Origin of the sequence: Amycolatopsis sp. NPDC049691 (assembly GCF_040675005.1) — a bacterium.
GTDB lineage: Bacteria > Actinomycetota > Actinomycetes > Mycobacteriales > Pseudonocardiaceae > Amycolatopsis.
In genome coordinates this window covers 234,051-260,219 of record NZ_JBFANX010000015.1, presented here as the reverse complement: position 1 = coordinate 260,219, position 26,169 = coordinate 234,051, and the positions used below count along the sequence as shown (strand labels likewise).

General features: G+C 71.1%; 23 protein-coding genes, 1 tRNA gene and 2 rRNA genes. 18 read left to right on the top strand and 8 right to left on the bottom strand.

What is annotated here, in order from left to right; translation table 11 throughout:
* Both AB0J40_RS31125 and rrf read left to right on the top strand, forming a co-directional pair.
* A 23S ribosomal RNA gene (locus AB0J40_RS31125) occupies positions 1-106 on the top strand; the annotation flags it as partial.
* Between the two features lie 56 nt (positions 107-162).
* Positions 163-279, top strand: a 5S ribosomal RNA gene (rrf, locus tag AB0J40_RS31120).
* Positions 280-376: 97 nt separating this feature from the next.
* On the opposite strand, the gene AB0J40_RS31115 is transcribed toward rrf, so the two are convergent.
* Positions 377-817, bottom strand: coding sequence for an Lrp/AsnC family transcriptional regulator (locus AB0J40_RS31115; RefSeq protein WP_364459847.1), 441 nt, complete (start codon positions 815-817; stop codon positions 377-379).
* A gap of 111 nt (positions 818-928) precedes the next feature.
* Between AB0J40_RS31115 and AB0J40_RS31110 the strand changes: the two genes are divergently transcribed.
* From AB0J40_RS31110 to AB0J40_RS31090, 5 genes are all read left to right on the top strand, one after another.
* On the top strand, positions 929-1,360 hold the full coding sequence (locus AB0J40_RS31110) for a rhodanese-like domain-containing protein (RefSeq protein WP_364459844.1): 432 nt from the start codon (positions 929-931) through the stop codon (positions 1,358-1,360).
* Between the two features lie 14 nt (positions 1,361-1,374).
* Positions 1,375-2,124, top strand: a complete 750-nt coding sequence (locus AB0J40_RS31105; protein WP_364459841.1) for a type 1 glutamine amidotransferase — start codon at positions 1,375-1,377, stop codon at positions 2,122-2,124.
* 96 nt (positions 2,125-2,220) lie between these two features.
* Entirely contained in the window at positions 2,221-3,354 is a 1,134-nt protein-coding gene (locus tag AB0J40_RS31100) for an inorganic phosphate transporter (protein ID WP_364459838.1), read from the top strand.
* Between the two features lie 29 nt (positions 3,355-3,383).
* Positions 3,384-6,359 carry a bifunctional [glutamine synthetase] adenylyltransferase/[glutamine synthetase]-adenylyl-L-tyrosine phosphorylase gene (locus AB0J40_RS31095; RefSeq protein ID WP_364459836.1) on the top strand — a complete coding sequence of 992 codons (2,976 nt, stop codon included), beginning with the start codon at positions 3,384-3,386 and terminating at the stop codon, positions 6,357-6,359.
* A gap of 14 nt (positions 6,360-6,373) precedes the next feature.
* A complete protein-coding gene (locus tag AB0J40_RS31090; protein WP_364459834.1) occupies positions 6,374-6,805 on the top strand; it encodes an acyl-CoA thioesterase in 432 nt (143 codons plus the stop codon).
* Between the two features lie 66 nt (positions 6,806-6,871).
* Here AB0J40_RS31090 and glnA read toward each other — a convergent pair whose 3' ends face one another.
* Complete coding sequence (gene glnA, locus AB0J40_RS31085; protein ID WP_364459832.1) at positions 6,872-8,296, bottom strand: type I glutamate--ammonia ligase; 1,425 nt, start codon at positions 8,294-8,296, stop codon at positions 6,872-6,874.
* Positions 8,297-8,557: 261 nt separating this feature from the next.
* Here glnA and AB0J40_RS31080 point away from each other — a divergent pair, with 261 nt between their 5' ends.
* On the top strand, positions 8,558-8,947 hold the full coding sequence (locus AB0J40_RS31080; RefSeq protein WP_364459880.1) for an RDD family protein: 390 nt from the start codon (positions 8,558-8,560) through the stop codon (positions 8,945-8,947).
* Positions 8,948-8,997: 50 nt separating this feature from the next.
* On the opposite strand, the gene AB0J40_RS31075 is transcribed toward AB0J40_RS31080, so the two are convergent.
* Positions 8,998-9,726 (bottom strand): DUF4191 domain-containing protein, encoded by a 729-nt coding sequence (locus tag AB0J40_RS31075; RefSeq protein ID WP_364459830.1) that lies wholly within the window; start codon positions 9,724-9,726, stop codon positions 8,998-9,000.
* Between the two features lie 56 nt (positions 9,727-9,782).
* Here AB0J40_RS31075 and AB0J40_RS31070 point away from each other — a divergent pair, with 56 nt between their 5' ends.
* The 6 genes from AB0J40_RS31070 (at position 9,783) to AB0J40_RS31045 (ending at position 14,790) form a co-directional block, all read left to right on the top strand.
* Complete coding sequence (locus AB0J40_RS31070; protein WP_364459828.1) at positions 9,783-11,876, top strand: ATP-dependent DNA helicase UvrD2; 2,094 nt, start codon at positions 9,783-9,785, stop codon at positions 11,874-11,876.
* Between the two features lie 437 nt (positions 11,877-12,313).
* A complete protein-coding gene (locus AB0J40_RS31065) occupies positions 12,314-12,571 on the top strand; it encodes a hypothetical protein (RefSeq protein ID WP_364459826.1) in 258 nt (85 codons plus the stop codon).
* 150 nt (positions 12,572-12,721) lie between these two features.
* The gene (locus tag AB0J40_RS31060) at positions 12,722-13,078 is read left to right on the top strand and encodes a WhiB family transcriptional regulator (protein WP_285999640.1); all 357 of its coding nucleotides are present in this window, start codon (positions 12,722-12,724) and stop codon (positions 13,076-13,078) included.
* The gene (locus tag AB0J40_RS31055) at positions 13,075-13,332 is read left to right on the top strand and encodes a hypothetical protein (protein WP_086682994.1); all 258 of its coding nucleotides are present in this window, start codon (positions 13,075-13,077) and stop codon (positions 13,330-13,332) included. Before AB0J40_RS31060 ends, AB0J40_RS31055 begins: the two co-directional genes overlap by 4 nt.
* Before the next feature lie 403 nt (positions 13,333-13,735).
* The gene (locus tag AB0J40_RS31050) at positions 13,736-14,608 is read left to right on the top strand and encodes a class I SAM-dependent methyltransferase (protein WP_364459877.1); all 873 of its coding nucleotides are present in this window, start codon (positions 13,736-13,738) and stop codon (positions 14,606-14,608) included.
* Positions 14,605-14,790, top strand: coding sequence for a hypothetical protein (locus AB0J40_RS31045; protein WP_364459824.1), 186 nt, complete (start codon positions 14,605-14,607; stop codon positions 14,788-14,790). Before AB0J40_RS31050 ends, AB0J40_RS31045 begins: the two co-directional genes overlap by 4 nt.
* Positions 14,791-15,365: 575 nt before the next feature.
* On the opposite strand, the gene AB0J40_RS31040 is transcribed toward AB0J40_RS31045, so the two are convergent.
* The 3 genes from AB0J40_RS31040 to AB0J40_RS31030 all read right to left on the bottom strand — a co-directional run bounded on the left by AB0J40_RS31040 (position 15,366) and on the right by AB0J40_RS31030 (position 18,861).
* Positions 15,366-16,250, bottom strand: a complete 885-nt coding sequence (locus tag AB0J40_RS31040) for a hypothetical protein (RefSeq protein ID WP_364459822.1) — start codon at positions 16,248-16,250, stop codon at positions 15,366-15,368.
* Between the two features lie 163 nt (positions 16,251-16,413).
* Positions 16,414-17,754 (bottom strand): AarF/ABC1/UbiB kinase family protein, encoded by a 1,341-nt coding sequence (locus AB0J40_RS31035; protein ID WP_364459819.1) that lies wholly within the window; start codon positions 17,752-17,754, stop codon positions 16,414-16,416.
* 60 nt (positions 17,755-17,814) lie between these two features.
* A complete protein-coding gene (locus AB0J40_RS31030) occupies positions 17,815-18,861 on the bottom strand; it encodes a hypothetical protein (protein ID WP_364459816.1) in 1,047 nt (348 codons plus the stop codon).
* 230 nt (positions 18,862-19,091) lie between these two features.
* Between AB0J40_RS31030 and AB0J40_RS31025 the strand changes: the two genes are divergently transcribed.
* Positions 19,092-19,601 carry a M48 family metallopeptidase gene (locus tag AB0J40_RS31025; protein WP_364459813.1) on the top strand — a complete coding sequence of 170 codons (510 nt, stop codon included), beginning with the start codon at positions 19,092-19,094 and terminating at the stop codon, positions 19,599-19,601.
* 130 nt (positions 19,602-19,731) lie between these two features.
* On the opposite strand, the gene AB0J40_RS31020 is transcribed toward AB0J40_RS31025, so the two are convergent.
* Complete coding sequence (locus tag AB0J40_RS31020) at positions 19,732-21,084, bottom strand: zinc-dependent metalloprotease (RefSeq protein WP_364459810.1); 1,353 nt, start codon at positions 21,082-21,084, stop codon at positions 19,732-19,734.
* Between the two features lie 91 nt (positions 21,085-21,175).
* Here AB0J40_RS31020 and AB0J40_RS31015 point away from each other — a divergent pair, with 91 nt between their 5' ends.
* The gene (locus tag AB0J40_RS31015) at positions 21,176-22,282 is read left to right on the top strand and encodes a S16 family serine protease (protein ID WP_364459807.1); all 1,107 of its coding nucleotides are present in this window, start codon (positions 21,176-21,178) and stop codon (positions 22,280-22,282) included.
* Here AB0J40_RS31015 and AB0J40_RS31010 read toward each other — a convergent pair.
* The gene (locus AB0J40_RS31010) at positions 22,279-22,809 is read right to left on the bottom strand and encodes a PPA1309 family protein (protein ID WP_364459804.1); all 531 of its coding nucleotides are present in this window, start codon (positions 22,807-22,809) and stop codon (positions 22,279-22,281) included. The genes AB0J40_RS31015 and AB0J40_RS31010 overlap by 4 nt on opposite strands.
* Positions 22,810-22,958: 149 nt before the next feature.
* Here AB0J40_RS31010 and AB0J40_RS31005 point away from each other — a divergent pair, with 149 nt between their 5' ends.
* Entirely contained in the window at positions 22,959-25,955 is a 2,997-nt protein-coding gene (locus AB0J40_RS31005; protein WP_364459801.1) for a UPF0182 family protein, read from the top strand.
* 67 nt (positions 25,956-26,022) lie between these two features.
* Positions 26,023-26,096: transfer RNA gene (locus AB0J40_RS31000), tRNA-Met, on the top strand.
* The last annotated feature ends 73 nt before the right edge of the window (positions 26,097-26,169 follow it).

Genomic DNA, 26,169 nt, shown 5'->3' with positions numbered 1-26,169 from the left:
TGTGGGTTAAGGCCCCCAAGAGACCATTGGGTTGATAGGCCAGAAATGGAAGCACAGTAATGTGTTGTCGAGTTGACTGGTACTAATAGGCCGAGGACTTGCCTACGAAGATGTTACGCATCCACTCTACGGTTCTGAAACACCACGCGTGTTTCACAGTGTTTCGGTGGTTTTAGCGTCAGGGAAACGCCCGGTCCCATTCCGAACCCGGAAGCTAAGCCTGACAGCGCCGATGGTACTGCAACCGAAGGGTTGTGGGAGAGTAGGACACCGCCGAACTTACCTTGGAGAAGGGCCTGGGCCCGGTCGAGACGCGAGTCTCCCGGCCCAGGCCCTTTTTCATGCCCGCAGGTCCGCGGCTCAGGGGCTCGGGGGCTCAGGGGCGCGGCGCCGGCCGGCTCCGCAGCGGCGACGACAACACCAGTGACGTCGTCGTCTCGCCGTACCGCTGCACCTTCTCCACCAACGCCTCCAGCTCGCCCGTGTTCCGGCACAGCACCCGCAGGATCCAGCACTCGTCACCCGTGATGTGGTCGGCGGAAACCACCTGCGGCAGCGGCAGCACCGCCGTCCGGAACCGCGGCGTGTCCAGGCTCCGCACCCGGGCCCGCACCAGCGCCTCGATCGGCAACCCCAGCTTCGCCGTGTCCACCCGGGCCGCGTAGCCCGTAATCACCCCGCGCTCCTCGAGCCGGCGCACCCGCTCCGTCACCGCGGAGCCGGACAGCGACACCCGGCGGCCCAGCTCCGAAAAGCTGAGCCGGCCGTCCTCCTGGAGCAGCTCCAGCAGGTGCCAGTCGACGTCGTCGAGGTCCACCGTGATTCTCCAAGTCGAACAGGGCCAGAACGGCGAAATCCCCGGCCGGGCCGGGCTGCCACCCCGATTCTGCCCTGTGCCGGAACCCCCGCCGGCAGCAGGATTTACCCCATGACACGCATCCTCGCCGTCCCCGCCCCGGGCCCCGGAGCCGCCACGCGGTACTTCGGCGCCGAACTCGCCTTCGAGGTCGACCCCGACGACCTCGTCCGGGACCTCGAAGCCGGCCACACCGACGGCTACGTGATCGTCGAGACGCGGGCGCCCGAAGCCTTCGCCCACGCCCGCATCCCCGGCGCGGTCAACCTCCCCTACCGGGACATGACCGCCGAGACGACGAGGCACCTCGACCGGGACCTCGTCTACGTCTGCTACTGCGAGAGCGTCAACTGCAACGCCGCCACCAAGGGCGCCCTCAAGCTCGCCCAGCTCGGCTTCCAGGTGAAACGGCTCTCCGGCGGCATCACCGCCTGGATCGCGGCCGGTTACCCCGTCGACGGAGGTGAGGGCGCCGCCACCCCGGGAATCCGCTGCGCCTGCTGACCTACCCTGAAAGCGTGACACGACTGCTCATCATCCAGCCGGACGCGTCGGACCCGCTCGGCCCGCTCGGTGACTGGCTCACCGACGCCGGCGCCGAGCTGGACCTCCGGCTGCCGCCCCGCGACGGCCTGCCGGACGACCTCGACGGCTACCGCGGCGTCGTCTGCCTCGGCGGCGGCATGGCCGCGGAAGACGACGCGAAGCACCCCTGGCTCGCCGACGTCCGGCGGCTGCTGGCGAAAGCCGCCACGAAGAAGATCCCGACCCTGGGGATCTGCCTCGGCGCGCAGCTGCTGGCCGTCGCGACCGGGGGCCGCGTCGAGGTCGGGCCGGACGGGCCCGAGGTCGGTCCGCACCTCGTCAGCAAGAAGGACGCAGCCTGGACCGACCCGCTCTTCGCCGACCTGCCGCTGATGCAGGACGTCCTGCAGTTCCACAACGACGCGATCACCCGGCTGCCGCCCGGTGCCGAGCTGCTCGCATCCGCGCCGCGGTACCAAAACCAGGCGTTCCGGTTCAACCGGTGTGTCTACGGTGTCCAGTTCCACATCGAGACGACGCCCGCCGTCGTCGAGAGCTGGGCCGCGGACGAGCCGGAGATGGCGGAATTCGCCCGTCCGGGCTCACTCGAGCACGACGCGTTGACCACAGTGCACTCGGACATCGAGGAAACCTGGCGGCCGTTCGCGCAGCGGTTCGTCCGGTTGGCCGCCGGGGAGCTGGAGCCCGCCGCCGAAAGTCAACGGTCCTTACCGCTGGCTTAACAGCAGGGATCACAACGAGCAACAGCCTGTTAACGCCAGGCGTCACCCTTCAGGTACCTTGCGGGAGGAGTCCCCACAAGGGTTCGGAGGTCGGGCGTGGAGCCCTCGTTGCTGGTCGTGATCGTCGTAGTCACGGCCCTGGTTTTCGATTTCACGAACGGGTTCCACGACACCGCGAACTCGATGGCGACGTCGATCGCGACCGGAGCGCTCAAGCCCCGCGTCGCCGTCGCGATCTCGGCGGTGCTGAACCTGGTCGGCGCGTTCCTGTCGGTGGAGGTCGCCAAGACCATCTCCAGCGGCCTGGTGGACGACACCAAGATCGGCCCGTCGATCGTCTTCGGCGGGCTGATCGGCGCGATCGTCTGGAACCTCGTCACGTGGTTCGTCGGCCTGCCGTCGAGTTCGTCGCACGCCTTGTTCGGCGGCCTGATCGGCGCCACCTGGATTTCGGCGGGCACCGGCTCGGTCCACTTCGGAAAGATTGTCGAGAAGGTCCTCGTCCCGGCCGCGGCGAGCCCGGTGATCGCCGGGCTCGCCGCGATGGCCGCGACGTACTTCGTCTACCGCTTCCTCGTCCGCGGCCGACCGGCCACGCGCGGATTCAAGGTCGGCCAGGTCGTGTCGGCGTCGCTCGTCTCGCTCGCGCACGGCACCAACGACGCGCAGAAGACCATGGGCGTCATCACGCTCACGCTCGTCACCGCCGGCAGCCTGCCCGCCGGCGCGGCGCCGCCCGTCTGGGTGATCGTCAGCGCCGCCTGCGCCCTCGCGGCGGGCACGTACCTCGGCGGCTGGCGCATCACCCACACCCTCGGCAAGGGCCTGACCGACATCGAAGGCCCGCAGGGCTTCGCCGCCCAGACGAGCTCGGCGCTGGTCATCCTGATCTCCTCGCGGCTCGGTTTCCCGCTGTCGACGACGCACGTGTGCTCCGGCGGGATCGTCGGCTCCGGCGTCGGCCGCCGGGAGGCGCCGGTGCGCTGGCGGATGGCGGGCCGGATGGTGATCGCGTGGCTGTTCACGCTGCCCGCGGCCGCGATCGTCGGCGCGATCTCCGGCAAGATCGCCTCGCTCGGCACCGCCGGCACCGTCGCCGTCGGGGTGGCCGGGCTGGGCGTCGGCCTCGGCATCTACTTCCTTTCGCGCCGCCACCCCGTCACCGCGCACAGCTTCCAGGTGCCCGAACCGACGCCCGCCGGAACCGAACCGGGTCAGCTGGCCGCCTGAGCCGAGCCCGCGGGATACGGTGGTCGGTGATGGCAGACCGCGCGCGAACGACCGCTTCGGCGGCGAGGTACGGCTTCACCGACTCCCGTGCCGAGGGGCAGTTGCGCGCGGCCGGCTGGTGGGACGACGCCGGCCCGGTCGAGACCGCCACCGACGTCATCGCGGCGCTGTCCCGCGCCGCGGACCCGGACCTCGCGCTGCGCGGGATCGACCGGATCCGCGAGGCCGACGCCGCCGAGTGGACCCGGCTCGACGAGCAGCTGCGCGCCAACCGGACCTTCCGCGGCCGCCTGCTCGGCGTGCTCGGGACGTCGAGCGCGCTCGCCGACTTCCTCGCCGCGAACCCCGCGCAGTGGCAGACGCTCCTCGGCGACAAGTGCACGGATTCCGCCTGCTACCGGGAAAACCTGCGCACGGCGCTCGTGCGCGACGACGGCTCGGTGCTCACCGGCACCGAGGCCGAGCAGGCCTTGAAGGTCGCCTATCGCGGCCAGCTGCTCGGCATCGCCGCCGCCGACCTGGGCCACCTCGTCGAGGCCGGGCTCGAGCACCCGCACTACGCCGAGGTCGCGGCGCAGCTGACCGAGCTGGCCGAGGCCGCGCTCGCCGCCGGGCTCGTCGTCGCCGAGGCCGAGGCCGGCGCGTCCGCCGAGGGCACCCTGGCGATCATCGCCATGGGCAAGTGCGGTGGCCGGGAGCTCAACTACGTCAGCGACGTCGACGTCATCTTCGTCGGCGCGGACGACCTCGGCGTCGCGACGCGGCTGGCCAGCACGACGATGCGGGTCGTCGGGAAGGCGTGCTTCGAGGTCGACGCGGCGCTGCGTCCCGAAGGCAAGGCCGGCGCGCTCGTCCGCACGCTGGAAAGCCACCAGGGCTACTACAAGAAGTGGGCGAAGACCTGGGAGTTCCAGGCGCTGCTCAAGGCGCGCCCGGTGGCGGGCGACGCCGAGCTCGGCCGGCAGTACGCCGAGATGGTCGCGCCGCTGGTGTGGTCGGCGGCCGACCGCGAGAACTTCGTCGGTGAGGTGCAGCAGATGCGCCGCCGCGTCGAGGGGCACGTGCCGTCCGAGCACGCCGAGCGCGAACTGAAGCTGGGCCGCGGCGGGCTGCGGGACGTCGAGTTCGCCGTGCAGCTGCTGCAACTCGTGCACGGCCGCGTCGACGCGAACCTGCGGTCACCGTCCACGATGGACGCCCTCGCGGCGCTCGGCGAAGGCGGCTACGTCGGCCGGCAGGACGCGGCCGAGCTGGGTGCGTCGTACGAGTTCCTGCGGATGCTCGAGCACCGGCTGCAGCTGCGGCGGCTGCGCCGGACGCACCTGTTCCCGGCGACGTCCGACACGGACGAGCTGCGGATCCTCGCCCGGGCGAGCGGGATCAAGGCGAGCGGCGGCAAGAGCCAGGGCGAGGCGCTGCTGGCGGAGTTCCGCAAGCACGGCAAGGGCATCCGGCGCCTGCACGAGAAGATCTTCTACCGGCCGCTGCTGCAGTCCGTCGCGAACGTGCCGACCGAGGCGCTGCGCCTGACGACCAAGCAGGCCGCGAGCCGGCTGGAAGCGCTCGGCTACACGGCGCCCGACGGTGCGCTCCAGCACATCAAGGCCCTCACGGCCGGCGTCTCGCGGCGCGCGGCGATCCAGCAGGCGCTGCTGCCGGTGCTGCTCGACCTCCTGGCCGACACCCCCGACCCCGACGGCGGGCTGCTGTCGTACCGCAAGGTTTCCGAGGCACTGGAAGAAACGCCGTGGTACCTGCGGGTGCTGCGCGACGAGGGCACGGTCGTCGAGAACCTGGCGCTGCTGCTCGGCACGTCCCGGCTGGTGCCCGACCTGCTCGTGCGCGCGCCGGAAGTGCTGCGGCTGCTCGGCGACCCGGCGCGGCTGCTGGGCCGCACGCCCGCCGAGGTGGCGAAGTCGCTGCGGGCCGCCGTCCGGCGTCAGCCGGGGTTGAACGCCGCCGTCGCGGCCGCGCGGTCGTTGCGGCGACACGAGCTGCTGCGGGTCGCGTGCGCGGACCTGCTCGGATTGCTCGACGTGCCGGCGGTGTGCGAAGCGCTGTCCAGCGTGTGGGTGGCGGTGCTGCAGGGCGCGCTGGCCGCGGCGTTCCGCCAGCGCCAGGCCGAGCTGGGGCGCACGCCCGCGCGCATCGCGGTGATCGGGATGGGCCGGCTCGGCGGCGCCGAACTCGGCTACGGCTCCGACGCCGACGTCCTCTTCGTCTGCGAGCCGTCCGAAGGGGTCTCGGACGCCGACGCGGTGAAGTTCGCGTCGTCGGTCGCCGAGACGGTCCGCAAGATGCTGGGCGCGCCGAGCTCGGACCCGGCGCTGGAGGTCGACGCCGACCTGCGCCCGGAGGGGCGGAGCGGGCCACTGGTGCGGACGCTGGAGTCGTACCGCGCGTACTACGCGCGCTGGGGCGAGGTGTGGGAGGCGCAGGCGCTGCTGCGCGCCCGGTTCGTCGCGGGCGACGACGAGCTGGGCGAGCGGTTCATCGCGATGATCGACCCGATCCGCTACCCCGAGGGTGGGCTGGACGCGACGAAGGCGCGCGAAATCCGCCGCATCAAGGCCCGGGTGGAGACGGAGCGGATGCCCCGCGGCGCCGACCCGACGCGCCACACGAAACTGGGCCGCGGCGGCCTGGCCGACGTCGAGTGGACGGTCCAGCTCCTGCAGCTCCAGCACGCTCACGCGGTGCCGGGCCTGCGCACGACGTCGACGCTGGACGCGCTGGCATGCCTGCCGGAGGCGGGGTTGGCGACGGAGTCCGAAGCGGACTCGCTGCGGGAGGCGTGGCTGCTGGCGACGCGGGTGCGCAACGCGGGGATGCTGGTCCGCGGCAAGGCGGTCGACGAGGTCCCGGGGTCGGGCCGCGACCTGGCGGCGGTGGCGAGGGTGCTGGGCCAGTCCGCGGCCGACGACCCGGGCGAGTTCCTGGACACCTACCGCCGCATCACGCGCCGGGCGCACTCCGTGGTGGAGCACCTGTTCTACGAGGCCTGACCTACAGTGGGGCGGTGAGCGATCGCGAGCCGTTCCGGACCCGGATCAAGGTCCGGCACTACGAGCTGGACACCCTGGGCCACCTCAACCACGCCGTCTACCACTCCTACGGCGAGGTCTCGAGACTCGAGCTGTTCGAAGCGGCGGGCGGGCTCGACGGGTTCAAGAAGGCGAACCTGGCCTCGGTCCTGCTGGAGACCCACGTGGTGTTCCGCCGCGAGCTGCGCGCCGGCGACGAGGTCGACGTGACGTGCGAAGTGAAGTTCGGCAGCGGCAAGACGTTCAAGATGGACTCGAACATCATCAAGCTCGACGGCACGCTGGCCGCGGAGATCACCTGTACCCTCGGGCTGATGGATCTGGAGAAGCGCAAGCTGGTAGCGGACCCGCGCGGGCAGTTCGAAGCGGCGGGCGCGGACCTGAAGCTGATGTCGGCGTCGGAATAAGAGAAACGCCGGCGACGAGGGCTCTTCGCTCCTCGCCGCCGGCGTGTCCGTGGCCGTACTAACCGATCACACGTCGTAGTACAGGGCGAACTCGTACGGGTGCGGGCGCAGCCGCAGCGGGTCGATCTCGTTCTCGCGCTTGTACGAGATCCACGTCTCGATCACGTCCGGCGTGAACACGCCGCCCTCGAGCAGGTAGTCGTGGTCCGCCTCGAGGGTGTCGAGCACCGTGCCCAGGTCGCCCGGGACGAGCTTGACGTCCTTGGCCTCCTCGGGCGGGAGCTCGTACAGGTCCTTGTCGATGGGGTCCGGCGGCTCGATCTTGTTCTTGATGCCGTCGAGGCCGGCCATCATCATCGCCGAGAACGCCAGGTACGGGTTGCCCGACGAGTCCGGGCAGCGGAACTCGGCGCGCTTGGCCTTCGGGTTGTTGCCCGTGATCGGGATGCGCACACAGGCCGAGCGGTTGCGCTGCGAGTAGACCAGCGAAACCGGGGCCTCGAAGCCCGGGACCAGGCGGTGGTAGGAGTTCACCGTCGGGTTCGTGAAGGCCAGCAGGCTCGGGGCGTGCTTGAGCAGGCCGCCGATGTAGTGGCGCGCGGTGTCCGACAGGCCGGCGTAGCCCGACTCGTCGTGGAACAGCGGCTGGCCGTCCTTCCACAGCGACTGGTGGCAGTGCATGCCCGAGCCGTTGTCGCCGGCGAGGGGCTTCGGCATGAACGTCGCCGTCTTGCCCGCCGCGAACACCGTGTTCTTCACGATGTACTTGAACAGCTGCAGGTCGTCGGCCGCGTGCAGCAGCGTGTTGAACTTGTAGTTGATCTCGGTCTGGCCGGCGGTGCCCACCTCGTGGTGCGCGCGCTCGATCTCGAAGCCCGAGTTCGTCAGGTTGCGGACGATGTCGTCGCGCAGGTCGGCGAAGTGGTCGACCGGCGGGACGGGGAAGTAGCCGCCCTTGAACTTCGTCTTGTAGCCCTGGTTGCCGCCGGCCTCGTCCGCGCCGGTGTTCCACCAGCCCTCGATCGAGTCGATCTCGTGGAAGGAGGCGTGCTCGGCGGAGTCGAAGCGGACCGAGTCGAAGATGTAGAACTCGGCTTCGGGGCCGAAGTACACGTTGTCGGCGACGCCGTACTCGGAGATGTACTGCTCGGCCTTGCGCGCGATGTTGCGCGGGTCACGGCTGTACGCCTCGCGCGTGAACGGGTCGTGCACGAAGAAGTTGAGGGCGAGGGTCTTCGCCTTGCGGAACGGGTCGATCCGGGCGGTCGCCGCGTCCGGCAGGAGCAGCATGTCGGACTCGTGGATGGACTGGAAGCCGCGTACCGAGGAGCCGTCGAACGCGAGACCCTCTTCGAAGGCTTCTTCGGTAAAGGCCTTCGCGGGGACCGTGAAGTGCTGCATCACGCCGGGCAGGTCGCAGAACTGGACGTCGATGACCTCGACGTCCTCATCGGCGATGAGGCGCTGGATGTCGTCTGGAGTAGTGGGCACCCTCGGTGACTCCTTCTCGTTCGAGCTCGTACGGCAGTGCTCTCTTCGGCTCACGCTAAGAGGGCGGTGTTGCCCGACCGTCACCCGTATGTTTCGCGGGTGTTAACGGGTGGGTGGATACCGGCTATCCGACCAGGGCGGATGTGGTCCGCGCCACCGGCATACCCTGGATGGGTGGCGAGATGGACCGGAGAATGGCTGCCCGGCACCGGTGAGAGCCGGCAGGACGCTGATCAGCGCTGGCCCGGGGAGAAGTTCGGTTTGCCCGAATCCGGCGTCGGCTCGGCGGCGAGCGGGGGCGCGCGGCTGCTGGGGCTGATCGTCGACCTCGTCATCGCGGCCCTGGTCACGGCCATCTTCCTGCACCCCCGCCTGCAGGACCCGGCCGCGATGCAGAACTTCAACCTCTGGTCCGGCGGCGTCTGGGCGGTCATCTCGGTGCTCTCCGCCGGCTTCTTCGGCTTCACCCCCGGCATGGGGATCGTCGGCATCCGCGTCGCCCGGCTCGACGGCGCCGCGCTGGTCGGGCCGCTGCGCGCGCTGGTCCGCGCGGCCTTGACGTTCGTGATCATCCCGGCGGCGGTTCGCAACGTCGACGGCCGCAGCTGGCTCGACCGGCTGACCGGCACCGTCGTCATCAAGATGCGCTGAACGACGAAGGCCCCGTCCGAACCCGGACGGGGCCTTCTTCGTACGCGGGGTCAGCGACGGCGGATCGTGCGCTGGACGTTGCGCATCTTCGCGCCGGCCGGCATCGGGCCCTTCGGCATCGCCGCGCCGCGGTTGCCGAGCGCGGCCAGCTTCGCCTCGAGGGCGTCCACCTGGGCGGGCTTGAGGTTGCGCGGCAGCTTCATCAGGAAGCCCTGCAGCTTCTTCAGCGGGATCTGGCCCTCTTCGTGGCCGATCGTCACGTCGTAGATCGGCGTGTCGCCGACCAGGCGGGAGACGCGCTTCTTCTCCTGGGCGAGCAGCGTCTTGACGCGGTGCGCCGCGCCCTCGGCGACGAGCACGACGCCCGGGCCGCCGAGCACGCGGTGCACGGCGTCGAGCTGCGTCGTCGCGGCGACGGTCGGCGTCACCTTCCAGCGGCCGCGCAGGTTCTCCAACGCCCACGCCGCGGCGCCGGGCTGGCCGTCGGCCTTCGAATAGACCGTCTTCTGGACGCGGCGGCCGAAGATGATCATGGCGAGCAGGGCGCCGAGCACCAGGCCCAGCGGCAGCAGCACCCACTGCGCGTCGAAGAAGAACCCGATCCCGAACAAGACGCCCGCGACGACGACGATCGACCCGACCATCCACGGGATGAGCCACGGGTCTTCCTTGCGCTGCATCTTGAAGGCCTCGAAGAGCTGGCCACGGCGTGCCTTGCTCGCCGCGCGCTTCTCCTTCTTGGCCTGCTTGGCCGCTTCCTTGTCCTGCTGTCCCGCCATATGACCAGGATACGGCCGCGTGCCCCTGCCCCGATTCCCCGTCCCCCTCTGCGAGGATGCGGGACGTGACCGGCGTACTTCCCCCCAAGAGTGTGACCCGTCTGCTGGATGGACTCGACCCCGAGCAGCGCGCCGCCGCCAGTGCCCCGCGCGGGCCGGTCTGCGTGCTGGCCGGCGCCGGCACGGGCAAGACCCGCACGATCACCCACCGGATCGCCCACCTCGTCCGGTCCGGACACGTTTCCGCCGGTCAGGTGCTCGCCGTCACCTTCACGACCCGGGCCGCGGGGGAGATGCGGACCCGGCTGCGCGGGCTCGGCGTCGACGCGGCGCAGGCGCTGACGTTCCACGCCGCCGCCCGCCGTCAGCTCCGTTACTTCTGGCCGCGCGTGGTCGGCGACCGGCCGTGGGACCTGATGGAGAACAAGCTGCGGTTCGTCGGCCAGGCCGCGAACCGGCACCGGCTCGGCACCGAGGTCGAGGTCCTGCGCGACCTGGCGAGCGAGATCGAGTGGGCGAAGGCGTCGCTGGTCAGCCCGGACGACTACCCGGCCGTCACCGCGCGCGCCCAGCGCGACATCCCGGCGCCGGCCACGCAGATCGCCGAGGTCTACCGCACGTACGAAGAGCTGAAGAACGCGGCGCAGGTGCTCGACTTCGACGACCTCCTGCTGCACACGACGGCGGTGCTCGAGGAACACGGCGTCGTCGCCGAGGAGTTCCGGGACCGCTACCGCTGCTTCGTCGTCGACGAGTACCAGGACGTGACGCCGTTGCAGCAGCGCCTGCTCGACGCGTGGCTCGGCGGCCGCGACGACCTGACCGTCGTCGGCGACGCCAACCAGACCATCTACTCCTTCGGCGGCGCGTCGCCGCGGCCGCTGCTGGAGTTCACGCGGCGCTACCCGGACGCGACGGTCGTCCGGCTGGAGCGCGACTACCGGTCGACGCCCCAGGTGGTCTCGCTGGCGAACCGCGTGATCGGCGCGGCGCGCGGGCGGCCGGCGGGATCGCGGCTGAAGCTGATCGGCCAGCGTCCGGCGGGGCCGGAGCCGCGCTTCGCCGAGTTCGACGACGAGGCGGTCGAGGCCGAAGCCGTCGCCCGGCGGGTGCGCGAGCTGCTGGACGGCGGCGTCGCGGCGAGCGAGATCGCGGTCCTGTACCGGGTGAACGCGCAGTCGGAGGCGTACGAGTCGGCACTGGCCGAGGCGGGCATCCCGTACCTGGTCCGCGGCGGCGAGCGGTTCTTCAACCGCACGGAGGTCCGCCAGGCGATGTCGGCGCTGCGGGCCGCGAGCGGCGACGTCAGCTCCGACCTGGTCACGACGGTCCGCTCGGTGCTCGCCCGGGTCGGGCTCACGGAGTCGCCGCCCGCCGGTGGCGCGGCGAAGGAGCGCTGGGACGCGCTGCTGGCGATCGTCGAGCTGGCGGAGGAGCTGGCCTCGACGGTCGAGGAGGCGGACCTGCCGCGCTTCTGCGCCGAGCTCGACCAGCGAGCGGCGGCCCAGCACCCGCCGACGGTCGAGGGCGTGACGCTGGCGTCGCTGCACGCGGCGAAGGGCCTGGAGTGGGACGCGGTGTTCCTGGTCGGCCTGGCCGAGGGAACGATGCCGATCCTGCACGCGGGCGACGACGAAGCGGCGATCGAGGAGGAGCGCCGGCTGTTCTACGTGGGCGTGACGCGGGCCCGTGAGCACTTGTGGCTGTCGTGGGCCCTGGCGAGGACGCCGGGGGCGCGCCGCAACCGCCGCCGCAGCCGGTTCCTGTACGGGCTGATCCCGGAGGACCACCCGGCTGCCCGGGTGGCCCGAGCCCAGCAGAAGCCGGCAACGCCGATCAAGACGCGCTGCCGGGTGTGCGGCGGCCCGCTGCTGGAGACGATCGACGTCAAGCTGGGCCGCTGCGGCCGCTGCCCGTCAACGGTGGACGAGGGCCTGCTGGAGCGCCTGAAGTCATGGCGCGGCGACCGCGCGAGGGAGCTCAAGGTGCCGGCGTTCGTGGTGTTCACGGACGCGACGCTGATGGCGATCGCGGAGCAACGCCCGACGGACGAGGCGGCGCTGGTGTCGATCTCGGGAATCGGCGCGACGAAGCTCGAGCGGTTCGGCGCGGAGATCCTCGGCGTCGTTCGGGGCGCGGCGGGGTCCTGAGGTCGGCCGCGTTCGGTTTGGCTGTGGTGCGAGGGCCGCGGCAGGGTTGCTGGGCTGTTCGGGCCGGCTTGGGGGCCGGTCCTGTGCGCGGCCTTCGCGCGGGGCGGGTCGGCTCGGGTGATCGTCCGCGCGGCGGGGGAGGCGGGTGCGGTTCGGCCGCGTCGGCGTTCCGTGCGGGTCGGAAGCTTCGGCGGTGGCCTCCCCGCGCGGGGCCGCTCATGCCGTCTTGACCGCGTCCGGGCCATGATCCACGCGGCGAACCCGCTGCTCAGGGGCGATCTTCGTAACTTCGAGGATTTTCCCGTTAATTGAGTTGCCCCGGTGTGGTGGGGGGCAATAACCTGCCAGTACCGAGCCCGAAGGGCTCGGCTGGGGATCCACGTGACAGCGCCGCTCGGCGGCCGTGTGTGCAGAGTACAGAAGGAGGTGCCGGTGAAATGATCAGCAACATGACGCTCACGAACCCGGGCACCCGTCTGTCCTGCGCCGCGGAAGTCTCGGCTGCTCAGCGCCCGGGCACCGGTGTGTCCGTGAGCGCGCACGAGATCCGTGGCGTGCGTCGTGTCGAGCGGCGTTGGGCCACCGGTGTCGTCGTCTTCGGGACGCAGGGCGTTCTCGCCGCGTACCCGCAGGCCGATCTGCCGACCATCAAGCAGTTCCGTGTTCCGTTGTCGATACGGGAGCGAAGTTCCTGACCTAGTCAGGACACGAGGCTCACGAAGGCCGCGGAACCGGAAAACCCGGATCCGCGGCCTTCGTGTTTTTGGCTGCACAACCCAAGAGGACCAGCATTGCCCAGCTCCATCTCCCAACCGAAAACCCGTACGACACAAGGAGGAACTGCCATGTCTTCGGCCATCGCCTACACCTCGGGTGAGGCAATATTCGCCGACCTGCTCGACCCCATCGCCGTACCGGACGCGGCTCTGCCCTGCCGTTCGGGCGACGCGGACCTGTGGTTCGCCGAGTCCCCGGCCGAGCTCGAGCGCGCGAAGGCGCAGTGCGCCGACTGCCCGGTCCGCGAGGCCTGCCTCGCGGGTGCCCTGGCCCGGCGCGAGCCCTGGGGCGTCTGGGGCGGCGAGATCTTCGAGCGCGGCGTCGTGATCGCGCGCAAGCGGCCCCGTGGCCGCCCGCGCAAGAACGCCGCTGTCGAGCCCGCCGCGGCCAAGGCCGGCGGCGATCACCGGAGCGCCGCCGCATGAGCGTCGAACCGGTCACCACGAAGGACCACGAAGCGCGGATGAGCCGTCCGCAGCTGCAGTTGACGAAGACCGAGATCGAGGAGATCAGCGAGATGTTGCTTTACGAAGAACTGTCCAGGGCCCGAATACGGGATCTGGAGGAAGGGGTCCGCGCCCAGCGGGCCCGAGGTAGCGCACGTGCCGTACGCCGCTGGACGCGAGTAGCCCGATGGGCGAGCCGCCGAGCGGAGCGGTACCAGCTGGACCAGGACTGAGCGCAGGCCCCCACCGCCTCCGGGCGGTGGGGGTCGTCGTGCTGGTCAGCGGACGCGCGGTGCCGCCGCTTTCCGGTGCGGCAGGCCTCGTGCTGGTGCTGACGCGCGGGTGCCACCGGAGACTCCGGCCAACGCGGTGGTCACGTTTTGTTGCCGCCGTGCGATGTCAGCCGATTGCTGTCGCGCAGTACCGGTCGTCGGGGCTTTGTGCTGGTCGGCGGATGCGCGGCGGGTTTTTGAGGACTGGGGCGGTGCCGCTCGCGACCGATGCGCTGTTCGATTTCTGCCGCCTCAGCCGTGCTGCGTGGCGTCGCTGGGCATGTCTGGACCGCTGGGCTTTTCGCCTCCATTGGGTGCCGTTCGCTTGCGTCGGGTGGCGGGATCGCTGGTGTTCAATGGGGTGATGTCCGCACACACGCACGACGACATCGACTGGGCCGACCGGCTCGCTCAGCTGCGCATGGCCGATGCCCTCGATGCCGGTGCGCTCGCGCCCGTTGCGCGACGGTTGCTCGAAGGCGTTGCCGCGCGGCCGACCGTGCTCGATGTCGGGTGCGGGGCCGGTGGCATGAGCGTGCTCTTTGCTCGTGAGCTCGCTCGCCGGGGTGGGGGCACTGTTGTGCTGCTCGATGCCACTGCCGCGCTGCTCACCGAGGCTCAGCGGGCCGTGCGTGAGGCTGCCGGTGGGGACGTCGAGGTTGTCGGCGTGCACGGCGACCTTGCCGATCCGCGGCTGGCCGAACGGGTGCCCGCTCCCGATCTCGTGTGGGCGTCGGGCGTTGTGCACCACGTCGGTGACCAGCAGGCCGCCCTGTGTGCCCTGGCCGGGTTGGTGCGGCCCGGCGGAGTGCTCGCTATTGGCGAGGGCGGGCTTGAAATGCGGTGCCTCCCTTGGGACGTGGGGGTGGGACGGCCCGGGTTGGAGCAGCGGTTGCTCGCCGCGCGGGGTGATTGGTTCGCCGGGATGCGGGCTGGGCTGCCCGGCAGCGTCGCCATGCCCTACGGGTGGCCGCGCGCCCTTCGGGAGGCAGGGCTCGAGGATGTCGAGTCGTTCGGTGCGCTCATCGATCACCCCATGCCGGGTTCGGACCTGTTGCGTGAGTACGTCGTGCACCGGATCGGGTGGCTCGCCGAGTCGGCCGGGGACCGGCTTGACGCCGACGATCGCGCGGCCGTCGCCGCGCTGACCGATCCGGGCGGTCCGGACTTTCTCGGCCGGCGCGACGACCTGTTCCTGTTCGGCGCCAAGGCAATCCACTGTGGACGGTTACGGTGAGCGCGCCGGAGCCCGTCGGGTGCACGCGCTGCGGCCGGATCCGCGGCGCGGACGAAGACCCGGCTACGGCGCTCGCCTGGGTGTCCAGCCGCGAGCGGGGTGCGCTGACGTGGCTGTGCCCGGACTGCGCGCGGCAGCACGTGCGCGATATCGAGGGCAAGCTGCCCGACGAGTACTGGTGATCGGTTGTGGCGTGCGGATACTCCTGACGGTTCGATTGGTCGCGCGTTCGACTGCCCGGACGGGTGGTGTGTGCTGCCGCGCGGTCGGGTGAGTTGATGGCGTTGGCTGTGCCCCGGGTTGGTGAGTGAGCGGCCGGCGGGTGAGCTGGCTGGGCGGGGTGGCTTGTGGGTGGTGGCTCGTGTGACCCGGGTGTTCTGGCACGCGGACGGGTTGCGTGTGCTGCTGCGCGGTCGGGTGAGTTGATGGCGCTGGCTGTGCTGCGGGTGATTGGCTGCGTGGACGGGTGAGCCTGGTCGGGAGGGGCCGGCTCGTCGGTCGGTGGCCGTTGAGGGGCTGGGGTTTTGGCGCGCGGATGAGTGAGCTGGCCGGGTGGGCTGGCTCGCTGGTTGGTGGGTGTTTTGGCGCGCGGACGGGTGAGCTGGCCGGGTGGGCCGGCTTGCTGGTTGGTGGGTGTTTTGGCGCGCGGACGGGTGAGCCGGTCCGGTGGGCCGGCCTGCTGGTTGGTGGGTGTTCTGGCTCGCGGACGGGTTGGGTCTTGGGCTGCCGGTTGGGGTGGTGGCCGCTGGGACGGTCGTCATGCTGCGTCTCCGAGTGGGGTCATCGGGACCGCTCGGACCTTGGGGCGCGGCGTGCGGGATGCGTTGCCGAAGGCTTGGGCCAGCTCCTGCGCCACCTCGCGGGGGACCTGTTTCAGCTGGCGGACCGTGCAACGGACCAGGACTATCCCCGTTGCCGCCAGGGCTAGGTGGGAGAACCCGCCCGTTCCGGGGCCGCAGCGGTACTGCCAGGCCAGGCCGAGCTCGTCCCACCATGCGTCCGCCTCGCCGATTCGGCGGCCTCGGCGGTCGCAGATCGTCACGTCCCATGTCGGCTGGGGGAGGCGGGCCATGTCCATTACCTGGGCCGCCAAGCCGTGGGCCTGGATCGGGCCCTCGTCCAGCTCGCGGAGCACCTTCCGGACCGACGCCGTGCCGCGTTGGGGCCCCTCTGCCAACTCCGTCAGCAGCTCTTGGCGGTCGCACAGCCCCCAGTAGAGCGGCAGTGTCAGCAGGTGCCGGATCCGCGCCGGGTCGGGCTCGGTCCTCGCCAGGTCTAGTGCCGCCCGCGATGGTGGGGCGAACGGCAGTTCGTCGACCACCACCGGCTCCGGCATCCGGGCCGTGCGCGCCGCGGTGACGTCTGTGCAGGGCGCCACCCGGCAGTGCTCCGGCACCAGCAGCCGGATCTCGCCGTCCGCCGGGCATTGCACGCCGTGGGCCCGCAATGCGTCGGCGCCCGTGATCACCACCCGCGGGCCGTAGCGCGCCAGCGCCGCGTGCAGTCGCTGCTGCCGCGTCGGGGTGCTGTTGCGGAGCAGGACGACACCGGGGTGCAGGCGGCGCCACGGCCCGCCGGGGCCGCAGAGCCGCCGGGTTCTTCGGTCGGATATCCCGGCTTTCCTCAATTGGTCGAGGTTCATCACCTCGCACGTGCCGGGGTTACTGAGGGACAGGGGATCAGTGCATTGAGTAGCAGTCATGGATCGAGCATGACGGCTCGGCCAACCGGGTGGAACCCCGTTCCCCGCGGCTGTGGACAAACTCGCCGGAATCCGCCCGTTCGCGGCCCGGCCTGTGGACAACTCAGGAGGCGAAGCCGGGCTGCCAGCGCTCCACGATGCCGCGCGCCGGGATCTCCGCGTCGAGCTGGCAGAGGATGCCCGTCGACCCGGCCGTCACCCGGTGGATCATCAGGTACTCGGGCGGCAGGTTGAGCGACCGGCCGACCCGGAAGTCGTTGCCGCGGCTGTCGCCGACCCGCCCGGCCTGCTTCTGCATCCACTTGCGCGTGAAGTGGAAGGTCGGCTCGGCCAGCGGTTCGGTGAAGGGCGCCAGGTAGGTGAGCACCTCGTCCGCGGTCAGGTCGCTGTCCGGCCGGATGAACCGGTTCGCCCGCAGCAGGCGCATCAGCTCGGCGGACTCGCCGTCGAGGGCGAGCCGCGTCATCTCGCCCAGGTGGCGGGGGATGCCGTCGGGCAGCCGGGCCACGCCGCCGAAGTCGATGACGCACAGCCGGTCGTCCGCGGTGATCATGAAGTTGCCCGGGTGCGGGTCCGAGTGCAGCAGGTGGACGCGCTCGGGCGACGAGTAGTGGAACTCGGCCAGCAGCCGGCCCGCCAGGTTCCGCGTCTCGCGGTCGCCGTCCGCGATGACCTTGGACAACGGGGTGCCGGTCGCCCACTCCGTCACGACGACCTTCGGCGCGCTGGCCACCACGCGCGGCACCAGGATGCCGGGATCGCCGTCGAACGCCTTCGCGAAGGCGCGCTGGTGCTGGGCCTCGGCCTGGTAGTCGAGCTCCTCGCTCATCCGCTCGGCGAGCTCGGCCAGCAGCGGCTTGACCTCGGTGCCGGGCACGAACGCCTGGAACAGCCTGCTGAACCGCTGCAGCTGCCGCAGGTCGCTGCGCAACGCCTCGTCGGCACCCGGGTACTGGACCTTGACCGCGACCTCGCGGCCGTCGTGCCAGACCGCGCGGTGCACCTGGCCGATGCTCGCGGCCGCCGCCGGCTCGTCGTCGAACGAGGCGAACCGGCTGGCCCAGGTGCGGCCCAGCTGCTCGGCGAGCACGCGGTGGGTCTGCCGGGACGGCATCGGCGGCGCCGCGGCCTGCAGCTTCGTCAGCGCCTCGCGGTAGGGCTTCGCCATGTCGTCCGGCACCGCCGCCTCGAACACGCTCAGGGCCTGGCCGAACTTCATCGCGCCGCCCTTGAGCGTGCCGAGCACCTCGAACAGCTGCTCGGCGGCCTTCGCCGACAGCGTCGCGTTGACCTGCTCCGCGCTCTGCCCGGCCAGCCGCTTGCCCCACCCGCCGACCGCGCGCCCGGCGATCCCGAGCGGAAGACTGGCGAGCTTGGCGGTACGGGCGGCACCCTTGCGCGGCATCGCGGTGTCACGATCGCCTGGGTCGCGGAAGTCGGTCACACCGGCGATTCTGCCTTGCGTTCTCGGCGGCGCGCAGCCTGCTCGCGACGTCTTAGTGGGCTACGTCTCCTGTTGCACCGCTGGAGCGCCGCACCCGCACCGGGCGTGCGGGGGCCAGCCGCGGTGGCGGATGCGGCCGTCGAAGGCGTCGATCTCGAGGGTGGCGTTCCACGTCGGCGGCGGTGGTTCCGCGGGCGAGAGCAGCCGCATGGCCTGCGCGACGGCCAGGGACGCGCAGGCGTGGACCGCGCCGAGATCTGGCCGCTGGTGCCGGCCGGTCAGCTGGCCGGCGACGCGGGGCCAGCACGGGTCGAGGTCGGTCCGGTGCAGGTCGGCGCACCGCAGGCAGGAGCTGCGGCCCGGGATCACGAGCGGCCCGACGATGGCCGTTCCGTCGCGGACGCGGGCGAGCAGGTGCGTGACGCCGTCCGCCATCAGCTCGGCGACCACCTCCGGCGCCGGGACGACGGCGTCGGTGAGCAGCGCCAGGTCCGGGTACCGGTCGTGCAGGCGGGTGACGCGGACCTCGGGGTCGACGCGGCGGAGCAGGTCGCCGAGTGCCTGCCGCCGGAGCCGGCCCAGGTCGGCCTCGGTGAAGCCGCTGCCCAGGTCGTGCTCGGTCACCGTGCCGGGCAGGTCGAGCTCGACGTGGCCGATCCCGGCGTTGGCCAGCAGCACGGCGACGGCGACCGCCACCCGGCCGTGGCCGTGCACCGTGACCGCGGCGGCGCGGCGCCGGTCCGCCAGCGCGGGCTGGTGGTGGCGGGCGCGCAGGGACCAGAGGCCGGTTTCGGCGCGGCAGCCCGGCCCGGCCGGCTCACCCGCGTCGGTGACCAGGCCGAGCGCGGTCAGCTGCCGGAGGAGGGTCCGCAGCTGATCACGGTGTTCGCTCTCGGCGAGCAAAAGCCGTTCGACGGGCTCGCTGCCGTCCAGTTCACGCAGCCGCTCGACGAGGCTCGGCGGCAGCCCTTCGACGATCACGCCGTGGCGCGGGTCGAGCCCGAGCTGGATCTCCCGTGGCCCGCGTTCGAGCACGTTGATGCCCGGGAGCAGGGCGGGATGGGCCGGCAGGAGCACCGGTGGCATGTCCGCGGTCGAGAGGATCATGTCCGCAGGATGGCAGCCGGCGGCGTCCGCCAAGCCCCGGACGGCGCCGGAACGGCCGAGTTGTCCACAACTGAAGCGGGCTGTGGACAACTCGGGTCTGTGACCTCAACGCGCTCGGAGTTGTCGGTGCCTGGCCTTACCGTTGTCGGGTGGTCGAAGCACGGACGCCCTCGCTGAGAGGCAGGGGGGAAGCGAACCCCCCGTCGGACACACCTGGACACAAGGTCGAAGTGCGGCGCAGCCAGCGCCGGCACCGGACGGTCACCGCGTACTGGAAGGACGACACGCTCGTCGTGCTCATCCCCGCGCGGATGACCAGGGCGGAGGAGAAACACTGGGTCGCCGAGATGGAGCGCAAGCTGCAGCGCGCGGAACCACGTCGGCCGGCGCCCCCGAAGACGTCGGACGAGGCCCTGCTGTCGCGCTGCATGCTGCTGTCGGGCAAGTACCTGGACGGCACCGCGGTGCCGGCGAGCGTCCGCTGGGTGCCGCCGATGCGCACGCGGTGGGCGTCGTGCACGCCGGTCGACGCGACCATCCGGGTCAGCGACCGGCTGCGGAAGGTCCCTCCCTGGGTCCTCGACTACGTGCTGGTGCACGAGCTGGCGCACCTGCGCGAGCCCGGGCACGACGCGGCGTTCTGGGCTTTGGTGCGGAGGTACCCGAAGACCGAGCGGGCGATGGGATACCTCGAGGGGCTGGCCGCGGCCGCCGGGTGGGGGATCGACAGCGAGGATTGAGCTGGTCATGGTGGCCGGGGTGACCTGCGGGTCGCCCCGGTCGCTGTTCGCCGGCGGCCACCGCCGGCGAAACGCAGAAGCCGGTGACCCGCCAACGCGGATCACCGGCTTCTGCGAAGACGACCAGGGCCTACGCCGGGGTCTCGCCCTCCTCGGGCGGGTTGTCCTTGCCCTTCTCCTCGCGTTCGGAGCGCTCCGTGCGCTCCAGCTCCGCGATCGGGTCCAGGTCGTCCAACGAGCCCGTCTCTCCGACCCGGTCCGCGAAGTCGATCGGCTCGTCCAGGTCCTCCGCCGTCGGCATCAGGTCCGGGTGGGACCACAGGCCGTCGCGCTTCTCTGACCCGTGGCGGTCGCCCACCAGCTTCCACAGGTTGGACGCGTCCCGCATGCGGCGGGGGCGCAGCTCCAGGCCGACCAGCGTGGCGAACGTCTGCTCGGCCGGGCCGCCCGTCGCGCGGCGGCGGCGCAGCGTCTCGCGCAGCGCGTCCGCGCCCGGCAACCGGTCGCCGACCGCTTCGGCCACCACCACGTCCACCCAGCCCTCCACCAGGGCCAGCAGTGTCTCCAGACGCCGAAGCGCGCCCTTCTGCTCCTCCGTCGTCTGGGGCTCCAGCAACCCCGACGACATCGCTTCCTCGATGCTCGCCGGGTTGGCCGGGTCGATGCGGCCGGCCAGGGACTCCAGGGCCGACGTGTCCACCGAAATCCCGTGCGCGAACTCCTCGACCGTCGCCAGGAGGCGCTGGCGCAGCCACGGCACGTGCGTGAACAGCCGCTGGTGCGCCGCCTCGCGGGCGGCCAGGAACACCAGGATCTCGCTGTTCGGCAGCTCCAGGCCCTCGGCGAACTTCTCGATGTTCGCGGGCAGCAGCGCCGACGTGCCCGCCGGGGCCAGCGGGAGGCCGATCTCGGACGCGGTCAGCATCTCCGACGCCAGCTGGGCCAGCGCCTGGCCGAGCTGGGAGCCGAAGGCCATCCCGCCCATCTGGCCCATCATCTGCAGCAGGGGACCGGCGGCCTGCTTGGCCTCCTCCGGCAGCGCCTGCATCCACGCGCCCGAGATCTGCCGCGCCACCGGGTCGCAGAGGCGCTGCCACGTCGGCAGCGTCTTCTCGACCCAGGTGCGGGGCGACCAGGCGACCGTCGACGTCGCGCCGGCGGGGAACACCGTCGCCGCGTCGAGCCACAGCTCGGCGAGGTGGGCGGCGTCGCGCACCGCGGCGTTCGCGTCGTCACCGCCGCGGAAGCCGAGGCGGCTCTCGCCGGTGTTGCCGGCGCTGCCGAGGTTCTGCAGGGCGATCTGCTTGGCGAGGTCGTAGTTCACCGGCCCGCTGGAGCTGCCGGCCTGGCTGAGCATCTGGCCCAGCTGGCTCAGCATCTGCCCGAGCTGGTTGAAGGCCTCGGCGCCGGAGGGCTCCGAAGGCTCGTTCTCACCTCGTTTGTCGGGATCGGACGGTCCGAAGCCGAACGGGGGTTTGCTCATGTGTCCACCGTACGCGGGTCAGGGAGCCTTGAGCGCGCCATGTGCGTGGCCTTCACCGACAAGCGAACACGGTCACCGTACGCTGTCACGCGTGACCAAGTCCTCCGAGCAGACCGCGCCCGCGAAGAGCAGCCCGGACCCCGGCGCCGAGCCCGCCGGCGAGGCCAGGCGGATGACCCGCCGGGGCTGGACGCTCGTGGTCAGCGGCTCGCTGTTCCTCGTCTTCGTGGTGCTCGGCCTGGTCGTGCCGGTGCCGTTCGTGGCGATCAGCCCCGGCCCGACCTACGACACGCTCGGTCGCGACGCCGCGGGCAACTCCGTCATCCAGGTCACCGGGCACGAGACCTTCCAGACGACCGGCGAGCTCCGGATGACGACCGTCTCGCTGCACGACGGCGTCACGCTCTTCCAGGGCCTCGGCTTCTGGGCCAGCGGCCGCTACGCGCTCGCGCCGCGCGAGGAGTACTTCAAGCCCGGCGAGACGAACGAGCAGGTCAAGCAGGAGAACATCCAGCAGCTGCAGGACTCGCAGACGAACGCGCAGGTCGCCGCCCTGCGCAAGCTCGGCTACCCGATCAAGGTGCTGGCGAAGCAGATCGTCTCCGGCAGCCCCGCCGACCACGTGCTCTCGCCCGGCGACAAGCTGATCACCGTCAACGGCAAGAAGATCGTCGAAGCCGCCGACGTGCGCAACGCGCTGGCCGGCACGCTGCCCGGCCAGACCGTCCAGATCACCTTCCAGTCCGACGGCCAGCCGGAGCGGACCGTGCCGCTCACGCTCGCCTCGCGGCCCGACCGCAAGGAGGGCTTCATCGGCCTCACCGCGGTCGACCGCGCCGACGCGCCCTTCACCGTCAACATCTCGCTGCAGGACGTCGGCGGCCCGTCGGCGGGCCTGATGTTCACCCTCGCGATCATCGACCGGCTACAGCCCGGCGACCTCGCGGGCGGGCGGCACATCGCCGGCACCGGCGAGATCACCGAGACCGGCGAGGTCGACCCGATCGGCGGGATCTCGTTCAAGGTCGTCGGCGCGCGCGAGGCGGGCGCCACCGACTTCCTGGTGCCCGAGCACAACTGCGCCGAGGCCAAGACCACCGCGCCCGAGGGGCTCAACCTCATCAAGGTGTCCACACTGGACGACGCCCTCGCCCAGCTGGCCAACCTGAAGGCGGGCCGCCCGACGGCCTCCTGCTAGGGCAGGAGGGTCGCCTTGAGGGCCTCGACGAGGTTCGGCGCCAGGTCCGGGCTCTCGACGATCTCGTCGACCGACTCGTCGCCGCCCATCCCGCGCAGCCGCATCACGCACGCGCCCTCGCCGTCGCGCAGGACCGCGGCGACCAGGCGGGCCTCCGTCCGCTGCGGGTGGTCGGCGGCCGCGCGGCGCAGGCTCTCGGCGTCGGCTTCGGCGACGTCCGGCAACTCCGACTCCGAGCCCGGCGGCAGCACGATGATCTCCTGGGCGAGCGCGCACCCGATCACCAGATCGGGCCACGCGATCCGGGCCAGCGCGTCGGCGAGGTCGCCTTCGGGCAGCGCTTCCTGCGCCACCGGCGTCAGCGGGTTCGCCCGGTCGAGCTGCCCGGCCAGTTCCGGCTGCTCGTCCAGCAGCGCCGCCGTCGGGACCAGCGCGAACAGCTGCGGGGGCTGGTCCCAGCCGCCCGCGGCCATGAAGTCCTCGATCTCGCGGGCGAGAGCGGCCACGCCGGCCTGCTGCGATTCCATGGGCACATGGTGGCAGGCCGGTCCGCGCGACGACCTCGCGAGTCCGGTTTGGGCGGGTCCCGGGAACTTCCCCGGGCATCCGTAGAGTTAGGGAATCAGGGGGCGCGTGCGCCCCTGTTCAAGTGCTGACGAAGACAGGAGCGTGCACCGTGGCGACTCGGCCCCCGGTGAGCCTGCCGAAGCTGTCCCGGCGGAGCCGGATCCTCCTCATCATCGCCGCGGTGATCGTGCTGGCGCTCCTGCTCGGGGCCCGCTTGCTCGACACGTACGTCGACTGGTTGTGGTTCGGTGAAGTCGGTGCCCGCTCGGTGTTCACCACCCAGGTGGTCACGAGGATCATCCTGTTCTTCGCGGTCGGGCTGCTGGTCGGCGGGGCGCTCGCGATCAGCCTGATGATCGCCTACCGCACGCGCCCGGTGTTCGTGCCGATCTCCGGCGCCGACGACCCGCTGGCGCGCTACCGCTCCGCGATCGTCGCCCGGATCCGGCTCTTCGGCATCGGCATCCCGGTGCTCACCGGCCTCATCGCCGGCCTGTCCGCCCAGGGCGACTGGCAGGTCGTGCAGCTGTTCCTCAACGGCACCTCGTTCGGCCAGACCGACCCCGAGTTCGGCAACGACGTCGGCTTCTACGCCTTCGACCTGCCGTTCTTCAACTGGCTGCTCGGCTGGCTGTTCATCACCGTCGTCGTCTCCTTCTTCGGCGCCCTGATCTCGCACTACGTCTTCGGCGGCATCCGGCTGGCCGGCAAGGGCGGGCAGCTCGCCGGCCCGACGCGCGCGCAGCTTGCCATCACCGTCGGCATCTTCGTGCTGCTGAAGGCGGCCGAGTACTTCTTCGACCGGTACAACCTGCTGCTGTCCGATCGCGGCGCGCCGCTGTTCATCGGTGCCACCTACACCGACCTGAACGCGGTCCTGCCCGCCAAGCTGATCCTGCTGTGCATCTCGGTGATCTGCGCGATCGCGTTCTTCGCCGGTGCCTTCCTGCGCAACCTGCAGCTGCCCGCCATCGCGCTCGTGCTGCTGATCCTGTCGAGCATCCTCGTCGGCGTCGCGTGGCCCGCGATCCTCGACCAGTTCTCGGTGAAGCCCAACGCGAACGAGAAGGAAGCCACGTCCATCCAGCGCAACATGGACGCCACCCGCCGCGCGTTCGGCCTCACCGACGTCCAGTACCAGCCCTACACGGGCAACGCCTCCGCCACGCCGGACCAGCTCAAGGCCGACACCGGGACGATGTCGAACATCCGGCTGCTCGACCCGAACATCCTCTCCGACACCTTCACCCAGCGCGTCGGGCGCGAGAACTTCTACGGCTTCCCGGCGAAGCTCGACATCGACCGCTACACCGTCGGCGGCGTGACGCAGGACTACATCGTCGCTGCCAAGGAGATCAAGACCGAGGGCCTGACCGGCAACCAGACCAGCTGGATCAACAAGCACCTCGTCTACACCCACGGCAACGGCTTCGTCGCCGCGCCGGCCAACACGATCGACCGCGCGGTCAAGGACGCCAACTCCGACGGCGGCTACCCGATCGCCACCACCAGCGACACGCAGAACCCGGCGGGCGCGGGGTCGCCCGGGCCGAACCAGCCCGGCATCGAGGTCAAGGAACCGCGGATCTACTACGGCGAGCTGTCCGCCGCGGACTCCGACTACGCGATCGTCGGCGGCAACGGCGCGCCGGGCGAGTACGACACCGCCACCGACCGCTACAACTACAAGGGCAGCGGCGGCGTCTCGGTCGACAACTGGTTCAACCGCCTGGCTTTCGCGGCCGAGTACGGCGAACGGAACATCCTGTTCTCCGACGCCATCGGCGACAACTCGAAGATCATGTACAACCGCGACCCGCGCGAGCGCGTCAGCAAGGTCGCGCCGTGGCTGACCCTCGACGGCGACCCGTACCCCGCGGTCGTCGACGGCAAGATCCAGTGGATCATCGACGGCTACACGACGATCAACAACTTCCCGTATTCGCAGCAGACGCAGCTCGGCGCGGCGACCAACGACTCGCTCAACGGCGTCGCCCGGCAGGCGAACAGCTCGATCAACTACATCCGGAACTCGGTCAAGGCCACCGTCGACGCCTTCAACGGCACCGTGACGCTGTACTCGATCGACGACAAGGAACCGGTCCTCAACGCCTGGGAGAAGGTCTTCCCCGGCCTCGTGAAGCCGAGCTCCGAGATCTCGCCGGACCTGCGGGCGCACTTCCGCTACCCGGAGGACCTGTTCAAGGTCCAGCGTGAGCTGCTGTCGCGCTACCACGTCAGCAACCCGCAGGAGTTCTACTCGCAGCAGGCGTTCTGGAGCGTCCCGCAGGACCCGACGGCCGAAGGCGGCTCGAACCCGGCCGCGGCCGGCGCCGCGAACCAGCCCGGTTACTACGTCCTCGCCGACACCCCGGGGCAGAGCAAGCCGACGTTCCAGCTGACCAGCTCGCTCACCGGTCTGCAGCGGCAGTACCTCGCGTCCTGGATGTCGGTGTCCTCCGATCCGAACGACTACGGGAAGATCCGGGTCCTCCAGCTACCCAGCGCGGCGACCGGGGCCACCCAGGTCGACGGCCCGGTGCAGGTGCAGAACCGGTTCCAGAGCGATCCACGGGTGGCGCAGGACCGGACGTTGTTCAACAACCCCAACGTCATCCCGATCTACGGCAACCTGATCACGCTGCCGGTGGCGCAGGGCTTCCTGTACGTCGAGCCGGTGTACATCCGGCAGCGCAACCAGAACAGCTATCCACAGCTGGCCCGCGTCCTGGTTTCGTACGGGCCGAAGGTCGGCTACGGCGCGACGCTGCAGGAGGCGCTCGACCAGATCTTCGGCGCGGGCACGGGTGAGGCGACGACCACACCACCGCAGGCGGGCCAGCCCACGACCACGCCACCGACGACGACCCCGCCGGCCACGACGACGCCACCCAACTCGAGCGGCGGCAACGCGGCGCTGGACAAGGCTGTGACGGACATCCAGGCGGCGATCGCGAAGCTGCGGGCGGCTCAGCAGTCCGGAAACTTCACGGACCAGGGTGCGGCTTTGGCGGCGCTCGACGCGGCGGCGAAGGAGTACGAAGCGGCCAAGACGGCGGCGCCGGGGACCAGCACTCCTCCGCCGAGTTCGCAGCCTGGAGGGTGACGTCGCTTACCTAAGGGGTACCTGCTTTGCACCCGTTCGCAACCAGGGCGTAAAGTAGGTACCACGACGCGGGGTGGAGCAGCTCGGTAGCTCGCTGGGCTCATAACCCAGAGGTCGCAGGTTCAAATCCTGTCCCCGCTACGGATGTGGGAGGCGTGGGGGGGGGGGGGTGCCGGCGCGGCCCCCCCCCCCCGCGCGGGGGCCGGGGGGGGTG